26 protein-coding genes are annotated in these 19,152 nt (G+C 63.1%); 13 read left to right on the plus strand and 13 right to left on the minus strand.

Translation table 11 applies throughout. The features are described 5' to 3' along the window. Positions 1–37: 37 nt before the first annotated feature. Entirely contained in the window at positions 38–580 is a 543-nt protein-coding gene (locus A8M77_RS35985; protein WP_158100864.1) for a GNAT family N-acetyltransferase, read from the minus strand. 304 nt (positions 581–884) lie between these two features. Here A8M77_RS35985 and A8M77_RS01720 point away from each other — a divergent pair, with 304 nt between their 5' ends. Then, positions 885–1,772, plus strand: a complete 888-nt coding sequence (locus tag A8M77_RS01720) for a hypothetical protein (protein WP_086919825.1) — start codon at positions 885–887, stop codon at positions 1,770–1,772. Positions 1,773–1,822: 50 nt separating this feature from the next. Here A8M77_RS01720 and A8M77_RS01725 read toward each other — a convergent pair whose 3' ends face one another. Continuing rightward, positions 1,823–3,493: a peroxidase family protein gene (locus A8M77_RS01725; RefSeq protein WP_158100865.1), complete on the minus strand. Its 1,671-nt coding sequence runs from the start codon at positions 3,491–3,493 to the stop codon at positions 1,823–1,825. Between the two features lie 214 nt (positions 3,494–3,707). Then, complete coding sequence (locus tag A8M77_RS01730; RefSeq protein ID WP_086919827.1) at positions 3,708–4,139, minus strand: helix-turn-helix domain-containing protein; 432 nt, start codon at positions 4,137–4,139, stop codon at positions 3,708–3,710. A gap of 242 nt (positions 4,140–4,381) precedes the next feature. On the opposite strand from A8M77_RS01730, the gene A8M77_RS01735 reads away from it, so the two are divergent. The 5 genes from A8M77_RS01735 to A8M77_RS35025 all read left to right on the plus strand — a co-directional run bounded on the left by A8M77_RS01735 (position 4,382) and on the right by A8M77_RS35025 (position 7,614). Then, positions 4,382–4,909 (plus strand): hypothetical protein, encoded by a 528-nt coding sequence (locus A8M77_RS01735; protein ID WP_086919828.1) that lies wholly within the window; start codon positions 4,382–4,384, stop codon positions 4,907–4,909. Positions 4,910–5,013: 104 nt separating this feature from the next. Beyond that, positions 5,014–5,463 (plus strand): hypothetical protein, encoded by a 450-nt coding sequence (locus tag A8M77_RS01740; RefSeq protein WP_086919829.1) that lies wholly within the window; start codon positions 5,014–5,016, stop codon positions 5,461–5,463. Between the two features lie 166 nt (positions 5,464–5,629). Further along, positions 5,630–6,496, plus strand: a complete 867-nt coding sequence (locus A8M77_RS01745; protein WP_086919830.1) for a leishmanolysin-related zinc metalloendopeptidase — start codon at positions 5,630–5,632, stop codon at positions 6,494–6,496. Positions 6,497–6,513: 17 nt separating this feature from the next. After that, the gene (locus tag A8M77_RS01750) at positions 6,514–6,801 is read left to right on the plus strand and encodes a hypothetical protein (RefSeq protein WP_143694509.1); all 288 of its coding nucleotides are present in this window, start codon (positions 6,514–6,516) and stop codon (positions 6,799–6,801) included. 150 nt (positions 6,802–6,951) lie between these two features. Further along, a complete protein-coding gene (locus A8M77_RS35025) occupies positions 6,952–7,614 on the plus strand; it encodes a hypothetical protein (RefSeq protein ID WP_143694510.1) in 663 nt (220 codons plus the stop codon). Between the two features lie 28 nt (positions 7,615–7,642). Here A8M77_RS35025 and A8M77_RS37150 read toward each other — a convergent pair whose 3' ends face one another. Together A8M77_RS37150 and A8M77_RS01755 are read right to left on the minus strand one after the other, a co-directional pair. Then, a complete protein-coding gene (locus A8M77_RS37150; protein WP_272947414.1) occupies positions 7,643–7,777 on the minus strand; it encodes a hypothetical protein in 135 nt (44 codons plus the stop codon). A 598-nt stretch (positions 7,778–8,375) separates the two neighbouring features. Continuing rightward, positions 8,376–9,017, minus strand: a complete 642-nt coding sequence (locus A8M77_RS01755; protein ID WP_238136670.1) for an ASCH domain-containing protein — start codon at positions 9,015–9,017, stop codon at positions 8,376–8,378. Positions 9,018–9,140: 123 nt separating this feature from the next. Here A8M77_RS01755 and A8M77_RS35990 point away from each other — a divergent pair, with 123 nt between their 5' ends. Next, positions 9,141–9,398, plus strand: a complete 258-nt coding sequence (locus tag A8M77_RS35990; protein ID WP_158100866.1) for a hypothetical protein — start codon at positions 9,141–9,143, stop codon at positions 9,396–9,398. A gap of 67 nt (positions 9,399–9,465) precedes the next feature. On the opposite strand, the gene A8M77_RS01760 is transcribed toward A8M77_RS35990, so the two are convergent. Continuing rightward, positions 9,466–9,759: a GYD domain-containing protein gene (locus A8M77_RS01760; RefSeq protein ID WP_086919832.1), complete on the minus strand. Its 294-nt coding sequence runs from the start codon at positions 9,757–9,759 to the stop codon at positions 9,466–9,468. A 366-nt stretch (positions 9,760–10,125) separates the two neighbouring features. Between A8M77_RS01760 and A8M77_RS01765 the strand changes: the two genes are divergently transcribed. Further along, positions 10,126–11,061, plus strand: a complete 936-nt coding sequence (locus tag A8M77_RS01765; RefSeq protein ID WP_086919833.1) for a lysozyme inhibitor LprI family protein — start codon at positions 10,126–10,128, stop codon at positions 11,059–11,061. Between the two features lie 88 nt (positions 11,062–11,149). Here the strand turns inward: A8M77_RS01765 and A8M77_RS01770 are convergent, their stop codons facing one another. The 5 genes from A8M77_RS01770 to A8M77_RS01790 all read right to left on the minus strand — a co-directional run bounded on the left by A8M77_RS01770 (position 11,150) and on the right by A8M77_RS01790 (position 13,914). Continuing rightward, positions 11,150–11,752 (minus strand): hypothetical protein, encoded by a 603-nt coding sequence (locus A8M77_RS01770; RefSeq protein ID WP_086919834.1) that lies wholly within the window; start codon positions 11,750–11,752, stop codon positions 11,150–11,152. A 206-nt stretch (positions 11,753–11,958) separates the two neighbouring features. After that, positions 11,959–12,177, minus strand: a complete 219-nt coding sequence (locus A8M77_RS01775) for a hypothetical protein (protein WP_052171170.1) — start codon at positions 12,175–12,177, stop codon at positions 11,959–11,961. Positions 12,178–12,186: 9 nt separating this feature from the next. After that, the gene (locus tag A8M77_RS01780; RefSeq protein WP_086919835.1) at positions 12,187–12,765 is read right to left on the minus strand and encodes a nucleotidyl transferase AbiEii/AbiGii toxin family protein; all 579 of its coding nucleotides are present in this window, start codon (positions 12,763–12,765) and stop codon (positions 12,187–12,189) included. Next, positions 12,762–13,385, minus strand: a complete 624-nt coding sequence (locus A8M77_RS01785) for a type IV toxin-antitoxin system AbiEi family antitoxin domain-containing protein (protein WP_086919836.1) — start codon at positions 13,383–13,385, stop codon at positions 12,762–12,764. The genes A8M77_RS01780 and A8M77_RS01785 overlap by 4 nt, the downstream gene beginning before the upstream one ends. Before the next feature lie 106 nt (positions 13,386–13,491). Beyond that, a complete protein-coding gene (locus tag A8M77_RS01790) occupies positions 13,492–13,914 on the minus strand; it encodes a GNAT family N-acetyltransferase (protein ID WP_086919837.1) in 423 nt (140 codons plus the stop codon). A 160-nt stretch (positions 13,915–14,074) separates the two neighbouring features. Between A8M77_RS01790 and A8M77_RS01795 the strand changes: the two genes are divergently transcribed. The 4 genes from A8M77_RS01795 (at position 14,075) to A8M77_RS01810 (ending at position 17,879) form a co-directional block, all read left to right on the plus strand. After that, on the plus strand, positions 14,075–14,875 hold the full coding sequence (locus A8M77_RS01795) for a hypothetical protein (protein ID WP_143694511.1): 801 nt from the start codon (positions 14,075–14,077) through the stop codon (positions 14,873–14,875). A gap of 317 nt (positions 14,876–15,192) precedes the next feature. Next, positions 15,193–16,494, plus strand: a complete 1,302-nt coding sequence (locus tag A8M77_RS01800; protein ID WP_158100867.1) for a DNA methyltransferase — start codon at positions 15,193–15,195, stop codon at positions 16,492–16,494. A gap of 20 nt (positions 16,495–16,514) precedes the next feature. Continuing rightward, positions 16,515–16,748, plus strand: a complete 234-nt coding sequence (locus A8M77_RS01805) for a hypothetical protein (protein WP_143694513.1) — start codon at positions 16,515–16,517, stop codon at positions 16,746–16,748. A gap of 39 nt (positions 16,749–16,787) precedes the next feature. After that, entirely contained in the window at positions 16,788–17,879 is a 1,092-nt protein-coding gene (locus tag A8M77_RS01810) for an IS630 family transposase (RefSeq protein WP_086919841.1), read from the plus strand. Here the strand turns inward: A8M77_RS01810 and A8M77_RS01815 are convergent. Beyond that, complete coding sequence (locus A8M77_RS01815) at positions 17,860–18,054, minus strand: hypothetical protein (protein WP_143694514.1); 195 nt, start codon at positions 18,052–18,054, stop codon at positions 17,860–17,862. The genes A8M77_RS01810 and A8M77_RS01815 overlap by 20 nt on opposite strands. After that, positions 18,047–18,430 carry a hypothetical protein gene (locus tag A8M77_RS01820; RefSeq protein ID WP_143694515.1) on the minus strand — a complete coding sequence of 128 codons (384 nt, stop codon included), beginning with the start codon at positions 18,428–18,430 and terminating at the stop codon, positions 18,047–18,049. Before A8M77_RS01820 ends, A8M77_RS01815 begins: the two co-directional genes overlap by 8 nt. A 250-nt stretch (positions 18,431–18,680) precedes the next feature. Between A8M77_RS01820 and A8M77_RS01825 the strand changes: the two genes are divergently transcribed. After that, entirely contained in the window at positions 18,681–19,037 is a 357-nt protein-coding gene (locus tag A8M77_RS01825; protein WP_158100869.1) for an HU family DNA-binding protein, read from the plus strand. Positions 19,038–19,152: the final 115 nt, after the last annotated feature.

A 19,152-nucleotide genomic window follows, 5' to 3' on the forward strand; every position in this document is an offset into this window, starting at 1 on the left:
GCTCCCCTGCGTTCTGCACGCGGCCGATGGATGGTCGTCATGGGATGGGCGGGACGCCGCGGGCGCTTGCGAACTGCGCTGCGGACGTGGAGAAAAGGAGCATGGGCCCCTTCGCTCCCTCGTACTCCCGCTGCCCTGAATGAACGCGCGACGCCACCTTGATCGACGCGATGTTGGCCGGATCGACGATGGAGCCGAGCGAGCCGGCCCGCAGGTGCTCGAAGCCGTAGGCCATGCAGGCCCGGCCCGCTTCCGTGGCAAGACCGCGGCCGCGAAACAGCGGGTGGATGTGCCAGCCGATCTCGAGAATGCGCTCGCCTTCCACGGTCTGCCAGGTGATCCCCGCATCGCCGACGAAGGTCCCGTCCTCCCGCCATTCGAGCGCCCAGAGGCCGAAGCCGTGGTCCCGGTAATTCCGGAGGTTCCAGTCGATCCAGCGCTCCAGCAGCTCTTGCCGATCCATTCCGGGGTAGAACGTCGCGCTGTAGGGGTCTGCGAAGACAGGGCGGAGCTGCTCGACGTCGTCGGCTGTGTAGCGGCGCAAGCCCAGGCGCGCGGTCTGGAGGATGTACGGGCCCATGGCAGGGGCATGCATCGCCACCGTCAGGCGCGGGTCGACCGCTCCCAGTCGATCGCATCTTCCATGCTCGGCGTCATGGGGAGTGTCTCCTTCACAGGCTCGATCTACCAGGCCGCAGCGAAGGGCAGGGGAGCAGGGGCTTTGCTGCGCGCAAATTGTCTCGCCGGCGCAGGTGACCGGCAAGTGATGGCTTCTGAAGCACGCATGCCGGCGCTGACGGCCGGTAACAGCTGAGCTGCGCGACGTGTTGGTCCGCAGGCCACGTCGCCCCACAATCGAAAGACAAAGACAACGGAGCGCCGACATGAATGAACCCTCCGACGGTGCGGCCCCCGCGCTGCCGAACGAGCGCCGCGTCCTGCTGCGTCGCATGTGTGCACTGGCCACGGTCGGCGTGGCATCCGGCGGCGCAACGCTCACGTCCTGCGGCGGAGGCGGCGGTGGAGGGGGAGGCGGGTCCGCCGCCCTGGCCGCCGCCGCGCTGGCACCCGGCGCGGCAGCAGCGCCTGCGCCGGCCCCTGCGCCCGCGCCCCCTTCATCTTCGACGGCACCGGCCCTCGGCGCCCACACGCTCGCCTTCACCATCCTCGACCGCGTGTCGTCCCCGACGCTCTCCACCTCCGCCTTCGCCACGCGGGCCACCGGCAGCACCTTGCTGGTCTGCGTCGGCAGGGGTGTGCTCGTGGCCTCCTTGCCGAGGGACAACGCGGGCAACACCTTCGTCCAGCTCGGCACGCCGCACACCTACACCCTCTGGCCCAACTCCGGCACGGCCCTGTATGCCTGCGCGCAGGCCCGGGGCCGCGACGGCCACGTCGTCACCGCCGAGACGCCCAAGGTCACCGACGAGACGACCCTGACCGCCGTCGAGATCGTCAACGGCGGTGTCGTGCGCGACGTGCAATGGCGCGAGGTGCCCTCGGGCCAGCCCTTGACCAGCGCCAGCGTCACCACCACCGGCCCGGCGCTGCTCGTCGCATGGTGGTGGGGCGATGCAGGCGTGGACCAGAATAAGACCGCCGTGCCCAACAACGGCTTCACCGTGATCGATTCGGTGCTGGCTTCGGGTGCCCTGGTGCAGTGCGCCGTGGCCGCCAGGCAGGTGGCTGCGGCCGGGACCTACAACGTCACCTGGGCCTCGACGCCGCAGCAAGGGGCGCAGCTCTGGCTTGTGGCGGTGCAGGCGGCCTGAGCCGGCTCGTCGAAGCGGCCGATGCCGCAAGGCTTCAAGACGGCGATCGCTCAGGGGAACAGCTGCGCGAAACGAAACAGGTCGACCAGCTGGGCGCGACCGGCACGCTCGAGCGGTATCGGTGAAGTCCATCCAGGCACGGACATGAAGTTGTCCGCGGACAGCATGACCAGCTGAACCAACACTTCGGCAATGATTGCGCTGGCGATCGGCCCGAGGTGAGATTGGCCGCTCGTCGCCCGCACGTGAGCGGCTTCGGCCAACATGTAGTACCACAGCGGTGTCCGGACGTCGAAGCCACCGGCAACGAGCGCGCTGAGTTGGGCATCGCCTGCGTCCTTCGCCACCGCGCGCAACTGCTCGGCCGTGAGTGGCTGGATCTGGGGTAGCGCATCGCGCACGGCCTGGGCCACCGCCTGCCCGGTCGGCACGCTGAGCAGATAGCCGCGAACCAGGTTCCTCAGCGCCAGGATGTTCACATCGGTGCCGCCGATCACGCCCTGATGTTGAGGCAGGTTCATCAGACCTGGCGCGAGCAGCGTGTCGATGGGACGAGCGTCGTTGTCCAGCGAGTCGTCGGCGCGCTTCAGCCACCGTGTCCAATCGATGATCCAGTTCTGGGGAACAGTCGGCAGGTCGAAGTTCTGGCCGCTGAATGCGGTGAAGGTGAACAGGTCGGCCAGCGTCGCCAACGGCTTGCCGCCCTGGCCAGAGAACTCGGAGTTGTAGTTGTAGCGCTCACGCACCATGGAGTGCCCGAAGCGATAGGCCGCCACGGAAAACTCCATCGGCATGTAGGGGCAGTCCGGTGTCGGGCGATAGAAGCGCCCGGGCGACTGGAGCACGGCATCGACGACGGCCGGATCGCACACCACCCGCAGGAAGTCCTGCACCACAACGGCCTGGTAGAACTGCTGCAGCGCCTTGTCCGCCTGCGCCGCGCTCATCTGCTCGCCATGCACGAGGCGCCGGTGTGCCCGCAGGAATGCCACGTGCAGTTGTGCGACCACCAGGTTCTCGTCGTTGCGCGGATCGCCGATCTGTGCGCGCCGGTCGAGTTCTTCGTTGGTGGAAGTGGCCGGCAGTCGTGGCAGGTCATGCGACTCGAACAAGTCGGCCGGCTCGGTAAACGGCAGCTGTGGCCGCGGCGGCACATTGGCCGTGGTCACCCGGCCAACGATCATCGCGCCCTTTTCATCGCGAGGTGCCGCATTGGACAAGACACTGTCCAGGTTCAGCGCCGGCATGCGCTTGTTGATCAGGCTGGCGAGGCGGTCCGGGTCGAGCGGCGAAAACGAAGCGCCCGCTTTTGCCGCCTGGAAGGCCGCTTCCGTGGTTGAACCGACGGCCGGGTCCAGCGTCTCGGTCTTGGTGATGTCGTGATCGATGAACTGGCCGAGATAGGTGTAGGCAGCGCCGATGTTCGTCTTGCGATCGAGCCGGGGATTGTCCTCGCTCATCGTTGCCGCCAAGGCTGCGAGATTCGCCGGCGTGCTGCCGCCATCGGGCAATCGGTGCTCTGGCCGAATGGAGCCATCGGCCGCCTTCAGCGCGTCGAACATGTAGCCAAAGGGGAACACGTTGGGCTGGGCACGGCCCTTCTGCTCCTCCGCTTCCTTCTTGCTCAGGATCTTCGAGTACTTGAGCTGGCCACCCTCCATGACCGTTGACGCGACATCGGGCCCAACGGTGCGCACCAGACCGTGAAAACTGCTTCGCATGGCTGTTCCTACCTGTGATGAGTCAGGCGCAGAAGTGGCGTGCGCCGCTTGTACTTGCGGCACGCGCGGTCCCGAGATGCACTGCGCCTGCGAAAGCATCACCGGAGTTCGTTGCGCTGAACTCTAGACCGGCGCCACTGCACGGGCATCCTCAGATTTGTGTACGCACGCCTCTCACAAGCCGTGGCGCCGGGTTGCCAGCCCGCGCTGGACACTACCCGTCGGACAGCTGCTGCAGCAACGCAGTCCGGCTCAAGGCACGAATCGCGGCAATCTTCTGAAGCTGCTCGGCATTCGGGCGGGACTTGCCCTGTTCCCACAAGTAGACGGTGGCGCCGCTCATTCCGACAAGCTTGCCGTACGCGGCCGCAGACAGGCCGAGCTTGGCCCGGTGTGCCGCAAGGCGGCTGGCGCTGAAGCGGCGCGGCGTATTCTCCGAAGACGCAACTTGAGTGCGCGTCGCCGAAGCGCTCTGGCGCCTGGCTTGCTTGAGCGCCTTTTCCAGAGCGGCGATCTGGCGGCGCAGCTGCGCGATGGCGCTGCGCTGTGATGAACTGGCCTTCTTCAATTGCTCGATCTCGGCGCGGACTTCCCTGCGCGCGACACGTGCAATCTCTGCCTTCAGTACGGATGCGATATTGACCATAGGGGCGCATTGTGCGCTCCCTCGGGCTAAGGCCCCCAGATCGCCCCGAATCTGAAAGCTCCCCCATTCTGGGGACGTTCCGAGCTGGTCTTGCTTGTGAAGCGTTTCTCTCTGCCGTAGTCTGACCATCAGCAACGAACTGGCGACCGGAGCAAGGCACGCCGTGCGTGAGTGGTGCGCGTGTTGCAACAGCCGGGCGCTGAGCCTGCTGCGGTTTCGAATAGCCTGCGAGGCGGCCGTCCGTGGCCCGCGCCTCGGGGTATCTCGCCGGCCACGTTCTTGCGAAGGGGATCGCGATGCTGACCCGTGATGAAGCCTCCGGCATCTGGAATGACTACGTCAACGCACTGTGGAAGGGCTTGGAGCCAGGACCGGATCGAAGCTGGGAGCAATACCTCACGTTCAAGAGCCAGGTCTTCGCCATGATCCGGGACGACCCGGCATACCGCGAACAGATCGTGGGCGTCCTCACCCCACCGGCCGAAACAACCGCGGATCGCAAGGCCATCGCAGAAAAGCTCGTCAATGCGCTTGCTGAGGAAATCAAGGCAAACACGCGAGAACTGCAGAGTCTGGCGGAGCGCCAAGCGAGGTATCCACGGAAAAAGAACACCCAAGCCCGCATGGATGCGGCGCTTGGGCGCGCGGGCACCGTGACCGGAAGCATCAAGGACTTTGCCGATATGTTCTTGGAGCAGAACAAGTACGCCAAGGCTGGACTCACCCTCTTGATGGAGCTGATTGACATCCGCAAAGCTGGCGTCAAGTAGGTCAGCCGCTCGAGGCACTTCCTCGGAAGCTCACCGCCGCCAAGTGACATGGAGAAGTCGGAATGGCCCCTTTGCCCGCTCGCCATGGGCCTGCAAGAACTCGAATGGTCAAGCGGATCTGGCTTGATTTTGTCGCGAGCCTCGATGCAGCTCTGGATCACCCCGACCAAGGCCTGGAGCAGTATCTGACGTTCAAGCAGGCTGTTTTGGCGCTGATCACGGACAAGCGATTCGTGGATCGGCTTGCCTTTTTCATCGACCCCGCAAACGAGGATGTTGACGGCCCTGGCGAACCCATCGCGCGCGCGCTGACCGAGGCGCTCAAAGGAGCCGCCAGTGACTTGGATGCTCTGCGGTCGAGAACGCCCGAGAGCCCGTCCAAGGGTCAATGGGCTGCACAAAAGCGCACGGCGCTTGCCCGCGCGGGCATGGCCATTGGGTGCCTGAAGGGCATCTTGAACATCATTCGCGACAGCAATGGGTTCGCGAGAAGTGGGCTGACTCTCTTGGAGACCCTGATCGAAATCCATCAAACAGGAGCAGCCAAGAAGTAACCTCAGTGTGCTCGGCAAGCGCCGCGTTGGCTGCCGAAGGCGCCCATCAAACAGGGGATGACGCACCATCTCGGCCCGAGTATCTTGTGCCGGGGCGCTGCAACACGGAGCATGCAGCGGGCCGATCTCCATTGAAAGCTCCGGCCAATCCATGTGGAGGTCGACGATGGCGAAAGCGAAGAAGACGGCAGCGATCGAGACGTTCGTTGCGCACGCCAGTGTGAAGGCGAGCGCCAGCGCCGCCGCGATCAAGTCAGCCTACAAGATCGAGGTGCGCTTTGTCGGCGGGCTGACGGCGACGCAGAAGAATGCGTTCAAGACGGCGGCGAAGCGGTGGTCCAAGGTCATCGTGGGCGACCTGCCCAGCGTGATGGTCAGCGGCGAGATGATCGATGACCTGCTGATCATGGCGCAGGGCGTGCCCATCGATGGCCCCGGCCAGATCCTTGGCCAGGCCGGACCGACGCACCTGCGCCCGGCCTCGGCGGGCGTCAATGCGTTCCTGCCGGCCAAGGGCCTGATGTCCTTCGACACCGCCGATCTCGCCCAGATGCAGGCCGACGGCACCCTGGTTGACGTCATCACGCACGAGATGGGCCACGTGATCGGCATCGGCACGATCTGGAGCCGCAAGGGCCTGCTGACCGGCTCCGGCGGTGTCAATCCGCGCTTCACCGGGGCGGGGGCGAAGAAGGAGTTCGGCGCGCTCAAGGGCATCGGCCCCACGGCGGTCCCGGTCGAAAACACCGGGGGGTCGGGCACGGCGAACAGCCATTGGCGGGAAACCGTATTCAAGAACGAGTTGATGTCGGGCTTCATTGCGGCGCCGAACAACCCGCTGAGCCGGCTGACGGTCGCCAGCCTGCAGGACCTGGGCTATGTCGTCGACCTGAGCGCTGCCGAGCCCTATGCGCTGCCGAACCTTCAGGCCATGGCCGAGGCTGGGTTGATGGCCTTCCGCGCCGACGAACATCCACACGCCTTGCCCATCTTCGCGCCGGCCGTCTTGCCCGACGACAGCCTGGTCGATTGACATCACAAGTGCCGGCGATGCCCAGGATGCTGCGGCCGAAGTCGGTCGTGCTGCCGGAGTCCGCGGTGGTCCCGGAGGCCAATGTGAAGCCGCCGCCGAGGCGGTTCACCCACGAGGTAATTGCCGATCAAGCCTTCCACTTCGCAGCGGGACCAGCCGACGCGCCGCCGGACGGCCACTTCGCCGCAGGGACTCGGGTGCTGCTTCTCGAGCGTGGCGAGGGGCCGATGTGCTTCGTGCAGGACAGGCAGGGCCTCTGCGCGTTCACGGCATTTGCAGGCTTGCGTGCTCTTGGCCGGGGGTGAGCGCGAATGGCGCAGCGACGGGCGCGAAGCGCTCGCGCTGGGTGTCGGGCTGTGGCACAGTGCCCGAATGGAGGGGAGCGAACTGGCCAAAGGCGCGACGTGCCGCGGGGAGCACGCGGCGGTTGGCCACACTTTCTGGGGGAGCTGACCGTGACAATGGAGACCAAGGGCGCCTTTATTACCGCGGTCGCGACCCTTGGAGGAGCGGCCCTCGGCGCTCTCGGTGCAGTTGGTGCGGCGTGGATTGGGCTATCCAAGCCGTCTGAAAAGCAGCTCGTGAATTCCGATCAGTTCAGAGCGATGGTGCAAGAAGAGGCATTGCTGAAGTCTGAACTGAAGACCACCAGGGAAAAACTACAAACCTCCGAAGCAGCCATCGCGCAGCTCCGCGAAGACCTGCGGTTGGCCCGCACCAAGCCTTCTGCATCCGCTCCGCCGCCTGGTCCAACTGGTGATGCTGTCGCGACAGCGCCAAAGCCTCCTCAACAAAGAGATCCTGCGGAGCCGGCCGCTGTTCCTGTGCCCAGGCAACCAGCGGAAAAAGGACCGCGTCGAACTGAAATCATGCTCCGGGCGTCAATACCGGTCCTGACATCCGACGGCCTGACGGCAACCCTCCTGGAAATCAATCGCCTCGGCGGAACTGTCGTTGTCAACGGCCACAAGGTGTCCCACATGAAGCCGGGACGCCGCCTTGCCGTTGCGGCAGGCGAAGCCGAGCGCTGTTTCGTCGAGGTGATGGATCTTTCGGCAGCAGATGCGAATCCCTTGACGATGCGTCTTGACCATGTCTGCGAGCCGAGGCGGCGATAGTGACAGGGGCGTCCAGCCATCACCGGGATCAGCGCACGCGCCTGCCCGGTGAAACGTAGTCCCCCAACTCCTCGGAACCGTTGAGTTCGCGGTTCATCTGGTTGAACACACGGTCGCAGCCACGGAGCTTGCCGAAGGCGTTCATCATGTTCAGTCCCTTCATATACCCGTAGTTGTCCTGGGATCAGATGGCTGAGCTGGACGCGAGTCTCACCACTGTCGGTGGTGACGGCATGCACATGATTGATGTTGAGGATCCTGCCGTTGAGATCAGCTGCGCAGATGAAGGCCCGAGTGACACCGCTATCACTCACAGGGCCGCTGGAAATCAGCACTGATTCGTTCCCCATGCGGTTGTCGACAAAGGCGAAGCGTGTGCCATCGGGCGACGCATCACCCATCTTCGCAATGATCCTGGCCGCAGCATGGATGCGGCCCTCAGTGGAGCGTGTTGATGCCGGGGCCGGAAGCGTCCGGTAGAACGCATCCATGACCGCGCCGAACACCAGTCGCTGGTCCGGAACAGTGGGAGTGGCTTGCGACACAAGCATGAACCCACCATGCATGTCGTTTCCATGGGACTTCCGGTACTGCGGTTGATCCGTTCCAGCGCCGTCCACGCAGCTCGTGCGGGTCATTCGTCGGCGGCAATGGAACTTCACCCTTGAGCCATTTGCGCCGTTCCTCGTCTTCGTACCAGCCCATGGTTGGCTCCTGGGCGCCGGTTCAAAAGCCGGCGAGACATGTGAATGAAGGAGGCCCTACAGGTGATCGTACGCGCGGTTCCGGCTGAGCATGTCGCCTTTGAAGGCCACCCGGAAGCGCTCGCAGACGACCGGCATATGCTGGCTCGGCGTTCTACCGATGCGTGCGCATTCGCGCCCGAAATAGCGCCAATGGGCCTCTCGCCACCAGGCGAGGGAGCTGTCTCCTTCGCCTTCTGTCGCGGCGAACTCGGCCGTCACCTGCTCGAAAGGAACGACCTCGAAGTGGAAGGCCTCGAAGAAGCGGGTGGCCGCGTCATACTGCCACTCCAAGAACAGCTGGAGGTAGCCATGGGACGAGTGCTTGCACTGATAGGGGTCTTCGCGTCGGCGACGTACCTGACGATCCTCAATGAGCTCATCGGCGGCAGATGGCACAACCTGCGCACGCTGGATCTCAATGAGCTGGGTGACTTCCTCGCTGGCGCCTTCGGGCCGCTGGCCATCTTGTGGCTTGTCCTGGGCTACTTCCAGCAAGGCATAGAACTTCGGCAGAACAGCAAAGCGCTGCATCTCCAGGCGGAGGAACTTGCCAACTCCGTTGAGCAGCAGCGCAAGCTCGTCGAAATTGCAGCTCTTCAACATCAGGTCGACAGCCAAGCGCTCCAGCACCAGATTGACCAAGTCGCGCTCGCTCAAGAACAACAGCGTCAGTCGGCCCAGCCCTCCCTCTCCTTTGCAGTCCACACAACCGCAAGTTCGTCGCGAGGGAATACCTTCCAAGTGGAGATCAAGAATCTTGGAGGAGACATGTGCACGAGCTTGAAGATCGTTCCGGAGGGCAACTTGTTCGAACCTCAGGATTTCAAACATCTTGCAAGGGATGGACTCGTCTCGTTCACCTTTCGCTTGCCACCAGGCCATGAACTCATGGATACCCCGTTCACCGCCTCATACACCGACGCCTTCGGCAGATTCACCAGCAAACCGGGCATGCTCTACTTCGATCGCAGCAAGCGCGAGCCGAGCGTACGAATGGAAATATTGCATCCCGAGCAGAAACCGAGCGGCACCGCATAGGGGCAAGCGGGAACAAGAAAACCGCGCCATCCAGGACGCGCCGGGATTTGCACCCGGTCGCACGCATCTATGGAAGCTTGGCGAGGATCGCGTCCATGTCGCTACTCGTATATGCGCGTAGTGAATGGAAACGAACGTTGCCTTGCGTCGCGATGGCAAGGCTGAACGCCGCCAACGCCTGCTCGTCCTCTGCCTCGATGATCGAAACAAGATCGAACTCTCCCATGGTCCAGAGGATTTCCCGCATGTTGACGCCGAACTTTTTCGCAGCCTCCTTGGCGGCGGCGGCGCGTTTGGTCGAGTCCTTGACCGTTTGAATGCCTTTCTCGGTGAAGGTCATCAAGCCAACGTAGGTAACCATGTCATCTCCTTCAAGGTTCGACGCAGGCGGCCGATGCCAACTTTCTCAAACCGACGCAGCCGCCAAACGCCGTTCGAGCGCACAGGGAGTGAAATGATCTGCGAGTCGTTGGCAAGGCGGGCCCGGTGAAGCAGGCGGACCTCGCGCGCGGCGGCAAAGGACTTCGCTGAGAGATGCCGCTGGCATGCTACGCGCTTCTGCGGCAATGGCAACCTCGGGCGCGAGTTGTTTTGCTGGGGCCGGGTGGTGCGGCCCGATCGCGTGGTCTTCCACCGCCAGCCGCTGCGCCGCCTGCGGCCGCCGATCGCCGGCGCTCCGCCACTTCTAAATGTTTCACAATGTCACATCATCATTTAGGAGAAGACTTTGAAGATCGCCCTTCCCGCCCTGGCCTTGGTGGCCGCAACACTTGTGGGTTGCTCGCAGGAGCCCCCAACATGCGGCGCCCCAGAGACAGTGACTCTCGTGAAGAGCATCTTTCGTGAGCAACTGCTGCCCGAAAAATTCAAGGCCATCTCTGCGAGCACTTTCGACAGGGGCACGCGTCTCGAACTGCCGACTCCGAGCAAGTTCGACAAGGACGTGCACAAGTACACCTGTGAAGCGCGCTTCTCTGTCGACGCATCGGCGGGACTTGAGCCTGAAACTGCCTTGGCATTCGCGGTTCTGGCTCGGCTAGGCAGTCATCCCTCTGCGATCGACCAGATCATCACGAAGGGCAACGATGGGCCACGGTACGACTTCAACATCAACTATTCGAGCCAGAACGTGGACGGGCAGCACATTGTGCGCGTGAGCGACCTGCAGGAAATTCAAGCCGCGTTGGCTGGCGCTTTTCTGGCAAGCCTCGACAAGCCGGCGTCTCCTCCGAAGGCAGAAAGCGTTGCCGCACCACCAGCCGCAATCAGCGCGCCTACCCCTGCCGACGTGAAGACGGCGCCTGAGCCCGCACCGCTCGCGGCTGTCGAACCGGCGCCCTCCGTACCCGCCCGGTTGCCGAAGGATGACCCGGAGAAGGTCGTCGAAGAAGCGCCTCTTCCGCAGGACATCGCTGCGGGCGAATTCGAGGCCGCGGATAAGGCATTGAACGTGGCCTACAAGGACACCATGGGCAGACTGAGCACGGAAGCGAAGAACGCACTGCGCGCGGAGCAGCGCAATTGGATCAAGAAGCGCGATGCCGAATGCGAGGACGACGGCACCCACGGCCAAGGCCCGGCCAGCGCCGGGCACCTCGAGTCGATGGGTTGCATGACCCGGATGACACAGGCCCGCACGAAGGAAATCCGCGCGTTCAACTGACACCGCCTACGCGGCGCCGAGCCACCCGTCTGCGCGTGTGCGACGCCGCGATCGAGCGAAACGCGCGTCAAGCAGTTGCAGCCGAGCTTCAGCAACGCAGCGCGAACTGCCGATCCCTCACCTGCTTGCGCAGGTTCCGCAGCCGATCCTGTTCATGGCCTGACAGCGGCTGCCGGGTCGCCGCATCGATCGCGGCAATCTGCGCTGCAAGATGCGGACATTCAAGAGGCGCCTGATCCACATTCATCGCGACGCGGCGCTCGTGCTCGACAACGCTGCGGGCGACCGCGCTGTTGCTGCGCAGGGACTGTGCCCTGGCTTCCGGCGACATGCCGTCGGCCAGGTTGATGTCGGGTTGGACCGTCGTCGTGCCCGCCTTCGTTCCAGGTGGGCACGCGCCATCGGAATACGTCGTCGCGCCCGTGGGCGAGACGCACTTGGTGACCTGCTGTGTGCGGGGCATCGGCCGACGCTCGGGCGGGCGCACGGGCTGCCCGGCCGTGGGCGTCGCGTCCCGCTGCGGGAGAGGCGCCGGTGCGCCCTGCGCGTTGCGTGGACTGCCGAAGCGAAGCCGGTCGGCCCCATCGATGAAATAGACGATCGCCGCGACGGATGCAGCGATGGCAGCCAGAACGAAGAGCCAACGGTTCGACGACTTCGACGGCCGCAATGCTCGCTCCCAGGCGGTCATGGGGTCACGGGATTCATTCAGCCACGAGTCGCGGGAATCAGCCTTGCGCATAGGCCCCCGAATGTCACCGATCGAAGCGCTGGCGGGGCGTGGGCCGTGCGCCATGCGCTGAGGCCGCCGTGAAGTTTTTCATGCCAGCGGGCTCGGCATGAACCCGTGGAGGAGGGGAGAAAGGAGGGACCGTTATGCGGACACGGTTGCCCGGCTCAGAGCGTCTTCATCATGTACGCCAGATAGAAGCCCTGGGTGTGGTTGTCGATGAGGCCGAACTCCGTTCGGCCTTCTTCGTCCTTGGCGTTGAGCCAGATGGGCTGGGATTCGGGGTACTCGCCGACGAAGGTGCAGTTGAAGTGGCGAAGGCGGCGGCCGAGGTCGCCGGATCTCACTTCTTCTGGGGTTGCTTCGGTGATGGTCCAGGTGGCCATGTGAGGTTTCTAGTCGTGCCTGGGGCTCGAAGCCCATCGAGGACATGTGCCGGGACTACGTGCTGGCGAACTCGCACTGGCGGCGCGCAGCGCCGCCGCGGGAACATCGGCGAGGAGGGTCGGATAGTCGACAGTCTGTGCGGCCGGCGTGACCGCGTCGCCGAATCCGATGTCGACCTGCAGCGCCAGGCGTGCGCCGTCGAGCGTTGCGCGCACATTGACGCGTACGCCGCCGTAGCCGGCCGCTTCACGGATCTCGGCGCCTGTCACCGAGTCGGCATCGAACACGATGCCGTCGTCGTTCGAAATACTGCAGATCGAACGGAAGATGCCGATCAGGGTTGGTACATCGGCCGGACCGAAACCCAGGAGATCGGCATCGCGGGTCGGCCGGTGCGAGTGGCCGTACCAAAGCTGAAAGAGCAGGGCGCCCTTGAGCAGGAAGTTCGCCGCGTGGTCCGAGATCGATAGCCGGTACAGCAGGCGTTCCAGGCCGTACCGGGTCAGTGTCAGATTGAAGTCCTCCTTCGCGGCATCGGCGTGCTGCTTCAACCGTGCACGGATGGAAGCCGCGCGGTTCGCCGTCATGCCGTGATCGCCTCGACATAGGGCCGCATCACGTTGGCCACGCGACCGCGCGTGGCGTGACGCCAGAGCTCGTCCAGCGTGAACTTGCGCTGGCGCAAGCCTTCGCGCAGCGCTTCGAGCGCGACGTCGAGGCCGATCTTGTTGCGGAAGCGGAAGCAGTCGACGACGGTCCGCGCTGCATTGAAGACGGGCACCTTGATGCCGTCGATGGTTCGGCGCTCGATACCGTCGGCCAGGGCTGCGTCGGACATGCGGACGACGCGGATCGCCGGTTGGTCCAGCCGTGGTGTCACCATGTGCTGCGGGATCGCGAGCCAGACCTCGTAGGGGGCCTGCGTGCCGATCTCGTGCACGCGAAGAGCCGACAGCAGGCACACGACACCTTTCGGAACACGTGCCGACACCTCGGCGAGGGAGCGGTGCTCGCTGGTCTTCGCGCCGGGAATGCCGTAGAGCCCGCGCGCGACGCGCTCGAGCTTGCCGGTCTGGACGAGGCGCGTCAGCGCGATCGTCGGCAGGCCCTGCTGCGTCACGTCACGCGCGCGCAGCAGTTTGCGTGATCGAGCAAGGCGCAACACCTGCTGTTCCTGGGTGGCGGTTGCTGCCGTCGGAGCTCTCATTGGCGGATTCTGTTGTGAGAGCACTGTGAAAGTCAATTTTTGCAGTAGAAATGCAACACAGTCGCATGCCCGCCGAATGCGCCCGCTGCCGCTGGCTGCAGCCGGCTCAGAGCGTCTTCATCATGCACGCCAGATAGAAGCCCTGGGTGTGGTTGTCGATGCGGCCGAACTCCTTGTAGCCGCGCTTCACATAGAAGCCGCGCGCCTGCCACTCGAAGGTCTCGAGCTTGGCGCTGTGCGCGCCCAGGTGCTTGGCCCTCGCTTCGGCTTGCGCCAGCAGTTCGCTCCCGAGGCCGGAAGCACGGGCTGCCTCGTCGACCCACAGCACGTCGATGTGAAGCCAATACAGGAACACGTAGCCGCGAAGGCCGCCGATCGTTCGGCCTTCTTCGTCCTTGGCGTTGAGCCAGATGGGCTGGGATTCGGGGTACTCGCCCACGAAGGTGTAGTTGAAGTGGCGAAGGCGGCGGCCGAGTTCGCCGGATCTCACTTCTTCTTGGGTTGCTTCGGTGAGGGTCCAGTTGGTCATTGTGGGCTCAGCTCGGGTCGGGGAGTCGCCGCGATGATGGGTTAAGCCACGGTACGCGACTGCATATTTTCTCGAGACAACCGAGACTTTTTACCTCACGCTGATCGTCGAGAGTTGCCAACAATCGCCGCTCCCGCCACAACAACGACAGGCATTGACCGTGTTCACGAACAAGAATAATGACCGACCCGCAAAGACCATCGCTCTCGTTACCGCAGCATCCGTCGCATTGAGCGGCTGTAGCACGATGGTTGCGTACTCGGCCAAACCCATAGAGCCGATCCAGACGTTGAAGTACACGCAGGGCATCGGCACCGTCACCGAGAAGAGCGAGAGCAACGAGATCTTCATGTACCCCACGTTCAGAACGCAGGGTACGACGATGCCGACCTTCACGATCGGCTACGCCAACAACGGCAGCGAAGCCGTTAACTTCACACCGGACAACGTCAAGGCCTTCTTCCGCGGCCAGCCGGTTCCGATCTACACCTACACCGAGCGAATCGCTGAGATTCAGAGCGAAAAGCGGAGCCAGCAAATCGCGCTGGCCATCGTCGGTGGCTTGGCCGCTGGTGCTGCTGCGTATGGTGCTTCGCGCCAGACTTATCGGTCCAACTACTCCGGCTTTGCTTCAGGGCGGGGCGGCGTCACGAGCTTCGCCGGGACCAGCACCGTTCGCGTCTACGACCCGTTGGCCGGCATCGTGGCGGGCGCGGCAGTGGGAGGCGCAACGGGGCTGGGAATACGGCAGCTTGAGTACAACGCCCAGAATCAGGAGCAGGCCGCCAATTCGATACTGCAGGCGAACACGGTGGATCCGTTTCACATGGTCACCGGTGATCTCGTGTTGAAGGGCTGCTGCGATCCGTATCCGAGACCTGATGACGCGATTCGCTTTGAAGTTACAGCGAATGGGAGAACTGCGGTCTTCGAGTTTGCGCGGGTGAAGGTCTCGCAGTAGAGGGTGGGCGGCACGGTGCTGGACTTAGCGACTGAGCGTTCGCGAGTGCGCGAACCGGTCATTCGCCGAGCAAAGCCACAGGCGACCGCTTGGCTACCCAGACTAGTCGCTCGACCGAGGCAAACCAGACCAGACCATGGCAACGACTGCTCGCGCCGACGATGAACTGGTGCTCTCGACCCTAAACGGGCACTCGGCTCCTAGTCCAAGAGGAGATCGTGCCGGATGCTATAGACTTCAGCAGGTTGCGCCAACATTTTTGGCCGGGGTGGGGCATGCTGCAAAAAGTTATAGAAGACCCTTTGCTTGAGATCCTAATGGCCATCCAGGAGAAGCATGACAAAGACTTCTGGTCCTTCAAAAACGCGTCCAAGCGCCGTGGAGCTCATGCGCTGATCCACTATCCCGCCATGATGGTGCCAAATCTGCAGGGCAACATCCTCGACGCTATCAAACAGGCATCGCCCAAATCCCAAAAGGTACTGGACCCCTTCGTTGGCTCGGGGACTGTACTCGTAGAGAGCATGAACTTGGGGCTTGACTTTTCCGGCGTAGACATCAACCCGTTGGCGGTGCTGTCATGTCTCGTCAAGTCCGGCCCTTACTTCATTGATGCGTTCAAGGATGAAGCTTCTAAGTTGATTGCGAGAATCCGCGCCGATGGGATCACACGTCACGAAGCCACCTTCATCGGCCGAGAAAAGTGGTTCGAGGAAGACGTGGCGCTCGGCATCTCCAAGGTCGCACGGAACATCAAGGATGTAGACGCGCTCTGGGCTCGACGGCTGTTTTGGCTGGCATTGGCCCGTGTTATCCGCGCCTGCTGCAACTCCCGCAACTCGACGTACAAGCTTCACATCAAGAAGGCGGCGGATATCAACCCCGAGGCCGATCCGGTGAAAGCCTTCGTTGAAACGATCGAGGCCTACAAGAAGCACTTGAAGGACCAGACCGTCGACTGGTCTGAAAAGGGCCTCCTGAAGCGCGGGCGGTATCAGAACAGCGTGAGCATCACAGTGGGAGACAGCACCAGCACTCTGGAAGAGGCCGGGCAATTGTTCGATGTCATCATGACATCGCCGCCCTATGGGGATAACAAGACCACGATCCCCTACGGCCAATATGCCTTCCTGCCTCTGCAGTGGATTTCGGCGGAAGACATCAGCCCTTCGATCGAAGCTAGCGTACTCGCGAACGCTCATGCGCTGGATACGGCCAGCCTCGGTGGCAGCGCTAAGAATGCCACAGAGCGGGCCGAAGTGCTTCGGAACGAGTTCGAGTCGGTGAGGAAGTATCTGGTCAAGCTTTCTTCCAAGGGCAGCGGCGTCAAGCGTTTCGGTGCGTTCTTCGGCGACCTCAACCCCTGCATCGAGCAGATCTGTAACTCGACCAACCTCGGTGGATATCACGCCTGGACGATTGGCAGCCGGCATATCGAAGGCATCCGAGTGCCGATGGAAGAGATTCTTGAGGAAATGCTCGACAAGCGCGGTATGGACACCGTTGGCCGGATACACCGGTCTATCCATGCCAAGAAAATGGCGGCGCGCAACAACTTGTCCAGCACGATGAACACAGAAATCATCGTCCTGGCGAAGAAGAGCGCAAAGAAGAGCTAATGGGCCGCTTAAGGGAGAGCATGGGATTGGACGAACAAAATCATCGCCCAGACGAGATTAAAGTCTCTGCCCGGGTGCTCGTCCAACTGGGTGAGGAGCTTGTGACGGATGCGGAGCAAGCCATCCTCGAATGCGTCAAGAACGCCTATGACGCTGATTCTCTCGGCTGCAAGGTGGTGATTCGCACCAAGGCGTATGGTTCCTTTGACCAGGATGAACTAGTGTGCTGTCCCGCTAATAAGTGGCATAAATAATGCATGCCTTTGCGGTATCTTGGAACTGGAGATACCGCGATGAACAGAGGCCGGCCGAAGGCGCAATTGGTGATGACGGACGATGAGCGGGCGCAACTCGTGTCGTTTGCGCGCAGCCGCTCGCTGCCGGCGTCGTTGAGTGCGCGAGCGCACATCGTTCTGAGCAGCGCCAACGGCGAGGCTAACAGCTCGATCGCCGAGCGTCTGCAACTGACCAAGGCCACCGTGGGCAAGTGGCGCGCTCGGTTCATCGAGCGCCGCATTGCGGGGCTTTACGACGACATGCGCCCCGGCCCGCCGCGCAGCATCGACGACGAGCGTGTGGCCAACCTGATCAAGACGACGCTGCACACCAAGCCGGCCGACGGCGCGACGCACTGGAGCGTGCGCTCGGTGGCCGCGGAGACCGGCATTTCCAAGAGCAGCGTGCAGCGCTACTTCCAGCTCTTTGGCCTGCAGCCGCATCGCACCGAGAGCTTCAAGCTGTCCAACGATCCGTTCTTCGTGGAGAAGCTGCGCGACGTGGTGGGCCTGTATCTGAGCCCGCCCGAGAACGCGCTGGTGCTGTGCGTGGATGAGAAGAGTCAATGCCAGGCGCTGGAGCGTACGCAGCCGATGTTGCCCATGGGCCTGGGCTATGTCGAAGGCGTCACGCACGATTACAAGCGCCACGGCACGACCACGCTGTTCGCGGCCCTGAATGTGCTCAACGGTGCAGTGCTGGCGGCTTGCAAGCCGCGCCATCGCCATCAGGAATTCCTGTCGTTCCTGCGCGAGATCGACAAGGCCGTGCCGGCCGAGTTGGACGTTCACTGCATCGTCGACAACTACGCCACCCACAGCCATCCGAAGGTCAAGGCCTGGTTGGCGGGCCGCCCGCGCTGGCACATGCACTTCGTGCCAACCTACAGTTCCTGGCTGAACCAGGTCGAACGTTTCTTCGCGCTGATCACCGACAAGGCCATCCGGCGCGGCTCGTTCACCAGCGTCAAGCAACTCGTCAACCGCATCGACCAGTTCGTCACCCATCACAACACCAACTGCCGACCCTTCCGCTGGACTGCCACTGCCGAGTCGATCCTTGAGAAACTGCATCGACTTTGCTCACGTATCAGCGGGACAGCACACTAGCCAGCACGCGACCGGCAAAGTTCTTCCCGTCAAAGGACCATCGGGCGCCGTCGCTCTCGATGAAGTCGTGGATCGGGCGGCCAGAGAGGGTGCCGATGCGCGGGCCGGCGCGGCGCGTGCGCAGCTGGGCGAACACGGTCGCTGCGGAGTGCAGCCGCTCATTCATATCAGCCACGATGCTGCCCTTCGAGGCGCTGTTCGGATTCATCCGCGGCCGTCTCGCCTTCCTGCTCGAGTTCGGGTGCGTGGATCGTGATGCCGGCAGCGCGCGCCGCGGCAATGATGCGCTCGATGCCGGCCAGGGCGATCTCATGCATCGCCTTGTGTTTTTCGAAGACGGTCTCGCCCTCTGGCACAAGCGAATGCTCCACCGGGTCGAACTCTCCCTCGAACGCGAGGTCCAGCTCGGTCACGCCGATCGCCGCTGCTTCCTGCAGGTCCGTCAGCATCGAGTGTTGGCGCAAGAGCACGCGGGCGTCATCGGACTCGCCGTCGGCGTTGCGAAGTGAGCCGTCCTCGCGTGTTGCGAAGCTTTCGTCGATCGAGGCCATGCGCGTTGCGATCAGCTGGCGGAGGGAATCGATGGAGGTAGTGGTCATTTGCATGAAGCGGATTCTTTCTTGCGTACGAGTCTACTGACGCGGATCGTGTTTGCGCTAGGGCAGATGCGAGAAACAGTTCACTTTGGGCGCGCGACAAGAGGGTGTTGAGCAGGAAGTGCTGGTCCGCGTGCATGGCCGGGTGTTGCGTGAGTCATCAATGGCCATCGGCCACAATGGAGGGCCCGGCCGGACAGACTGCATGCCAGCAGCGCTTCCGCGCATCGATGCGCCGCCCGTCGGCCCCAACTTTCCACGCCTCAAAAAAGGAGCCTCAATGAACAAAGCCGAACTCGTCGCCGCCATCGCTGCCGACACCAACCTCTCGAAGGCCGACGCCGGCCGCGCTCTCGATTCCACGCTCGAGCACCTGGCCAGTGCGCTGACCAAAGGCGACACCGTGCAGCTGCTCGGCTTCGGCAACTTCTCGATCTCCGACCGCGCCGAGCGCGCGGGCCGCAATCCGTCGACCGGGGAGGCCATCACGATCAAAGCCACCAAGGCAGTGAAGTTCACCGCGGGCAAGGCGCTCAAGGATGCAGTGAACGCTGCAGGATGATGCAACTGCGTGAGAACGTGTGAGCAAGATGGAACCTACGCGAGTTTCTTACGGTCGCAGTCAGGTAGGTTTTTGGGCCCTCGCGATGCCACAGTTCAACGAAGACGCGATCTGA

It is taken from the genome of Variovorax sp. JS1663, from assembly GCF_002157355.1.
Classification (GTDB): Bacteria; Pseudomonadota; Gammaproteobacteria; order Burkholderiales; family Burkholderiaceae_C; genus Variovorax.

Coding starts and splice junctions, on each gene's coding strand:
- A8M77_RS35985 (WP_158100864.1), bottom strand. CDS start 580: ATGGGCCCGTACATCCTCCAGACCGCGCGCCTGGGCTTGCGCCGCTAC.
- A8M77_RS01720 (WP_086919825.1), top strand. CDS start 885: ATGAATGAACCCTCCGACGGTGCGGCCCCCGCGCTGCCGAACGAGCGC.
- A8M77_RS01725 (WP_158100865.1), bottom strand. CDS start 3,493: ATGCGAAGCAGTTTTCACGGTCTGGTGCGCACCGTTGGGCCCGATGTC.
- A8M77_RS01730 (WP_086919827.1), bottom strand. CDS start 4,139: ATGGTCAATATCGCATCCGTACTGAAGGCAGAGATTGCACGTGTCGCG.
- A8M77_RS01740 (WP_086919829.1), top strand. CDS start 5,014: ATGGTCAAGCGGATCTGGCTTGATTTTGTCGCGAGCCTCGATGCAGCT.
- A8M77_RS01745 (WP_086919830.1), top strand. CDS start 5,630: ATGGCGAAAGCGAAGAAGACGGCAGCGATCGAGACGTTCGTTGCGCAC.
- A8M77_RS01750 (WP_143694509.1), top strand. CDS start 6,514: ATGCCCAGGATGCTGCGGCCGAAGTCGGTCGTGCTGCCGGAGTCCGCG.
- A8M77_RS37150 (WP_272947414.1), bottom strand. CDS start 7,777: ATGAAGGGACTGAACATGATGAACGCCTTCGGCAAGCTCCGTGGCTGC.
- A8M77_RS01760 (WP_086919832.1), bottom strand. CDS start 9,759: ATGGTTACCTACGTTGGCTTGATGACCTTCACCGAGAAAGGCATTCAA.
- A8M77_RS01770 (WP_086919834.1), bottom strand. CDS start 11,752: ATGACCGCCTGGGAGCGAGCATTGCGGCCGTCGAAGTCGTCGAACCGT.
- A8M77_RS01775 (WP_052171170.1), bottom strand. CDS start 12,177: ATGGCCACCTGGACCATCACCGAAGCAACCCCAGAAGAAGTGAGATCC.
- A8M77_RS01780 (WP_086919835.1), bottom strand. CDS start 12,765: ATGACGGCGAACCGCGCGGCTTCCATCCGTGCACGGTTGAAGCAGCAC.
- A8M77_RS01785 (WP_086919836.1), bottom strand. CDS start 13,385: ATGAGAGCTCCGACGGCAGCAACCGCCACCCAGGAACAGCAGGTGTTG.
- A8M77_RS01790 (WP_086919837.1), bottom strand. CDS start 13,914: ATGACCAACTGGACCCTCACCGAAGCAACCCAAGAAGAAGTGAGATCC.
- A8M77_RS01800 (WP_158100867.1), top strand. CDS start 15,193: ATGGCCATCCAGGAGAAGCATGACAAAGACTTCTGGTCCTTCAAAAAC.
- A8M77_RS01805 (WP_143694513.1), top strand. CDS start 16,515: ATGGGATTGGACGAACAAAATCATCGCCCAGACGAGATTAAAGTCTCT.
- A8M77_RS01810 (WP_086919841.1), top strand. CDS start 16,788: ATGAACAGAGGCCGGCCGAAGGCGCAATTGGTGATGACGGACGATGAG.
- A8M77_RS01820 (WP_143694515.1), bottom strand. CDS start 18,430: ATGGCCTCGATCGACGAAAGCTTCGCAACACGCGAGGACGGCTCACTT.
- A8M77_RS01825 (WP_158100869.1), top strand. CDS start 18,681: ATGCCAGCAGCGCTTCCGCGCATCGATGCGCCGCCCGTCGGCCCCAAC.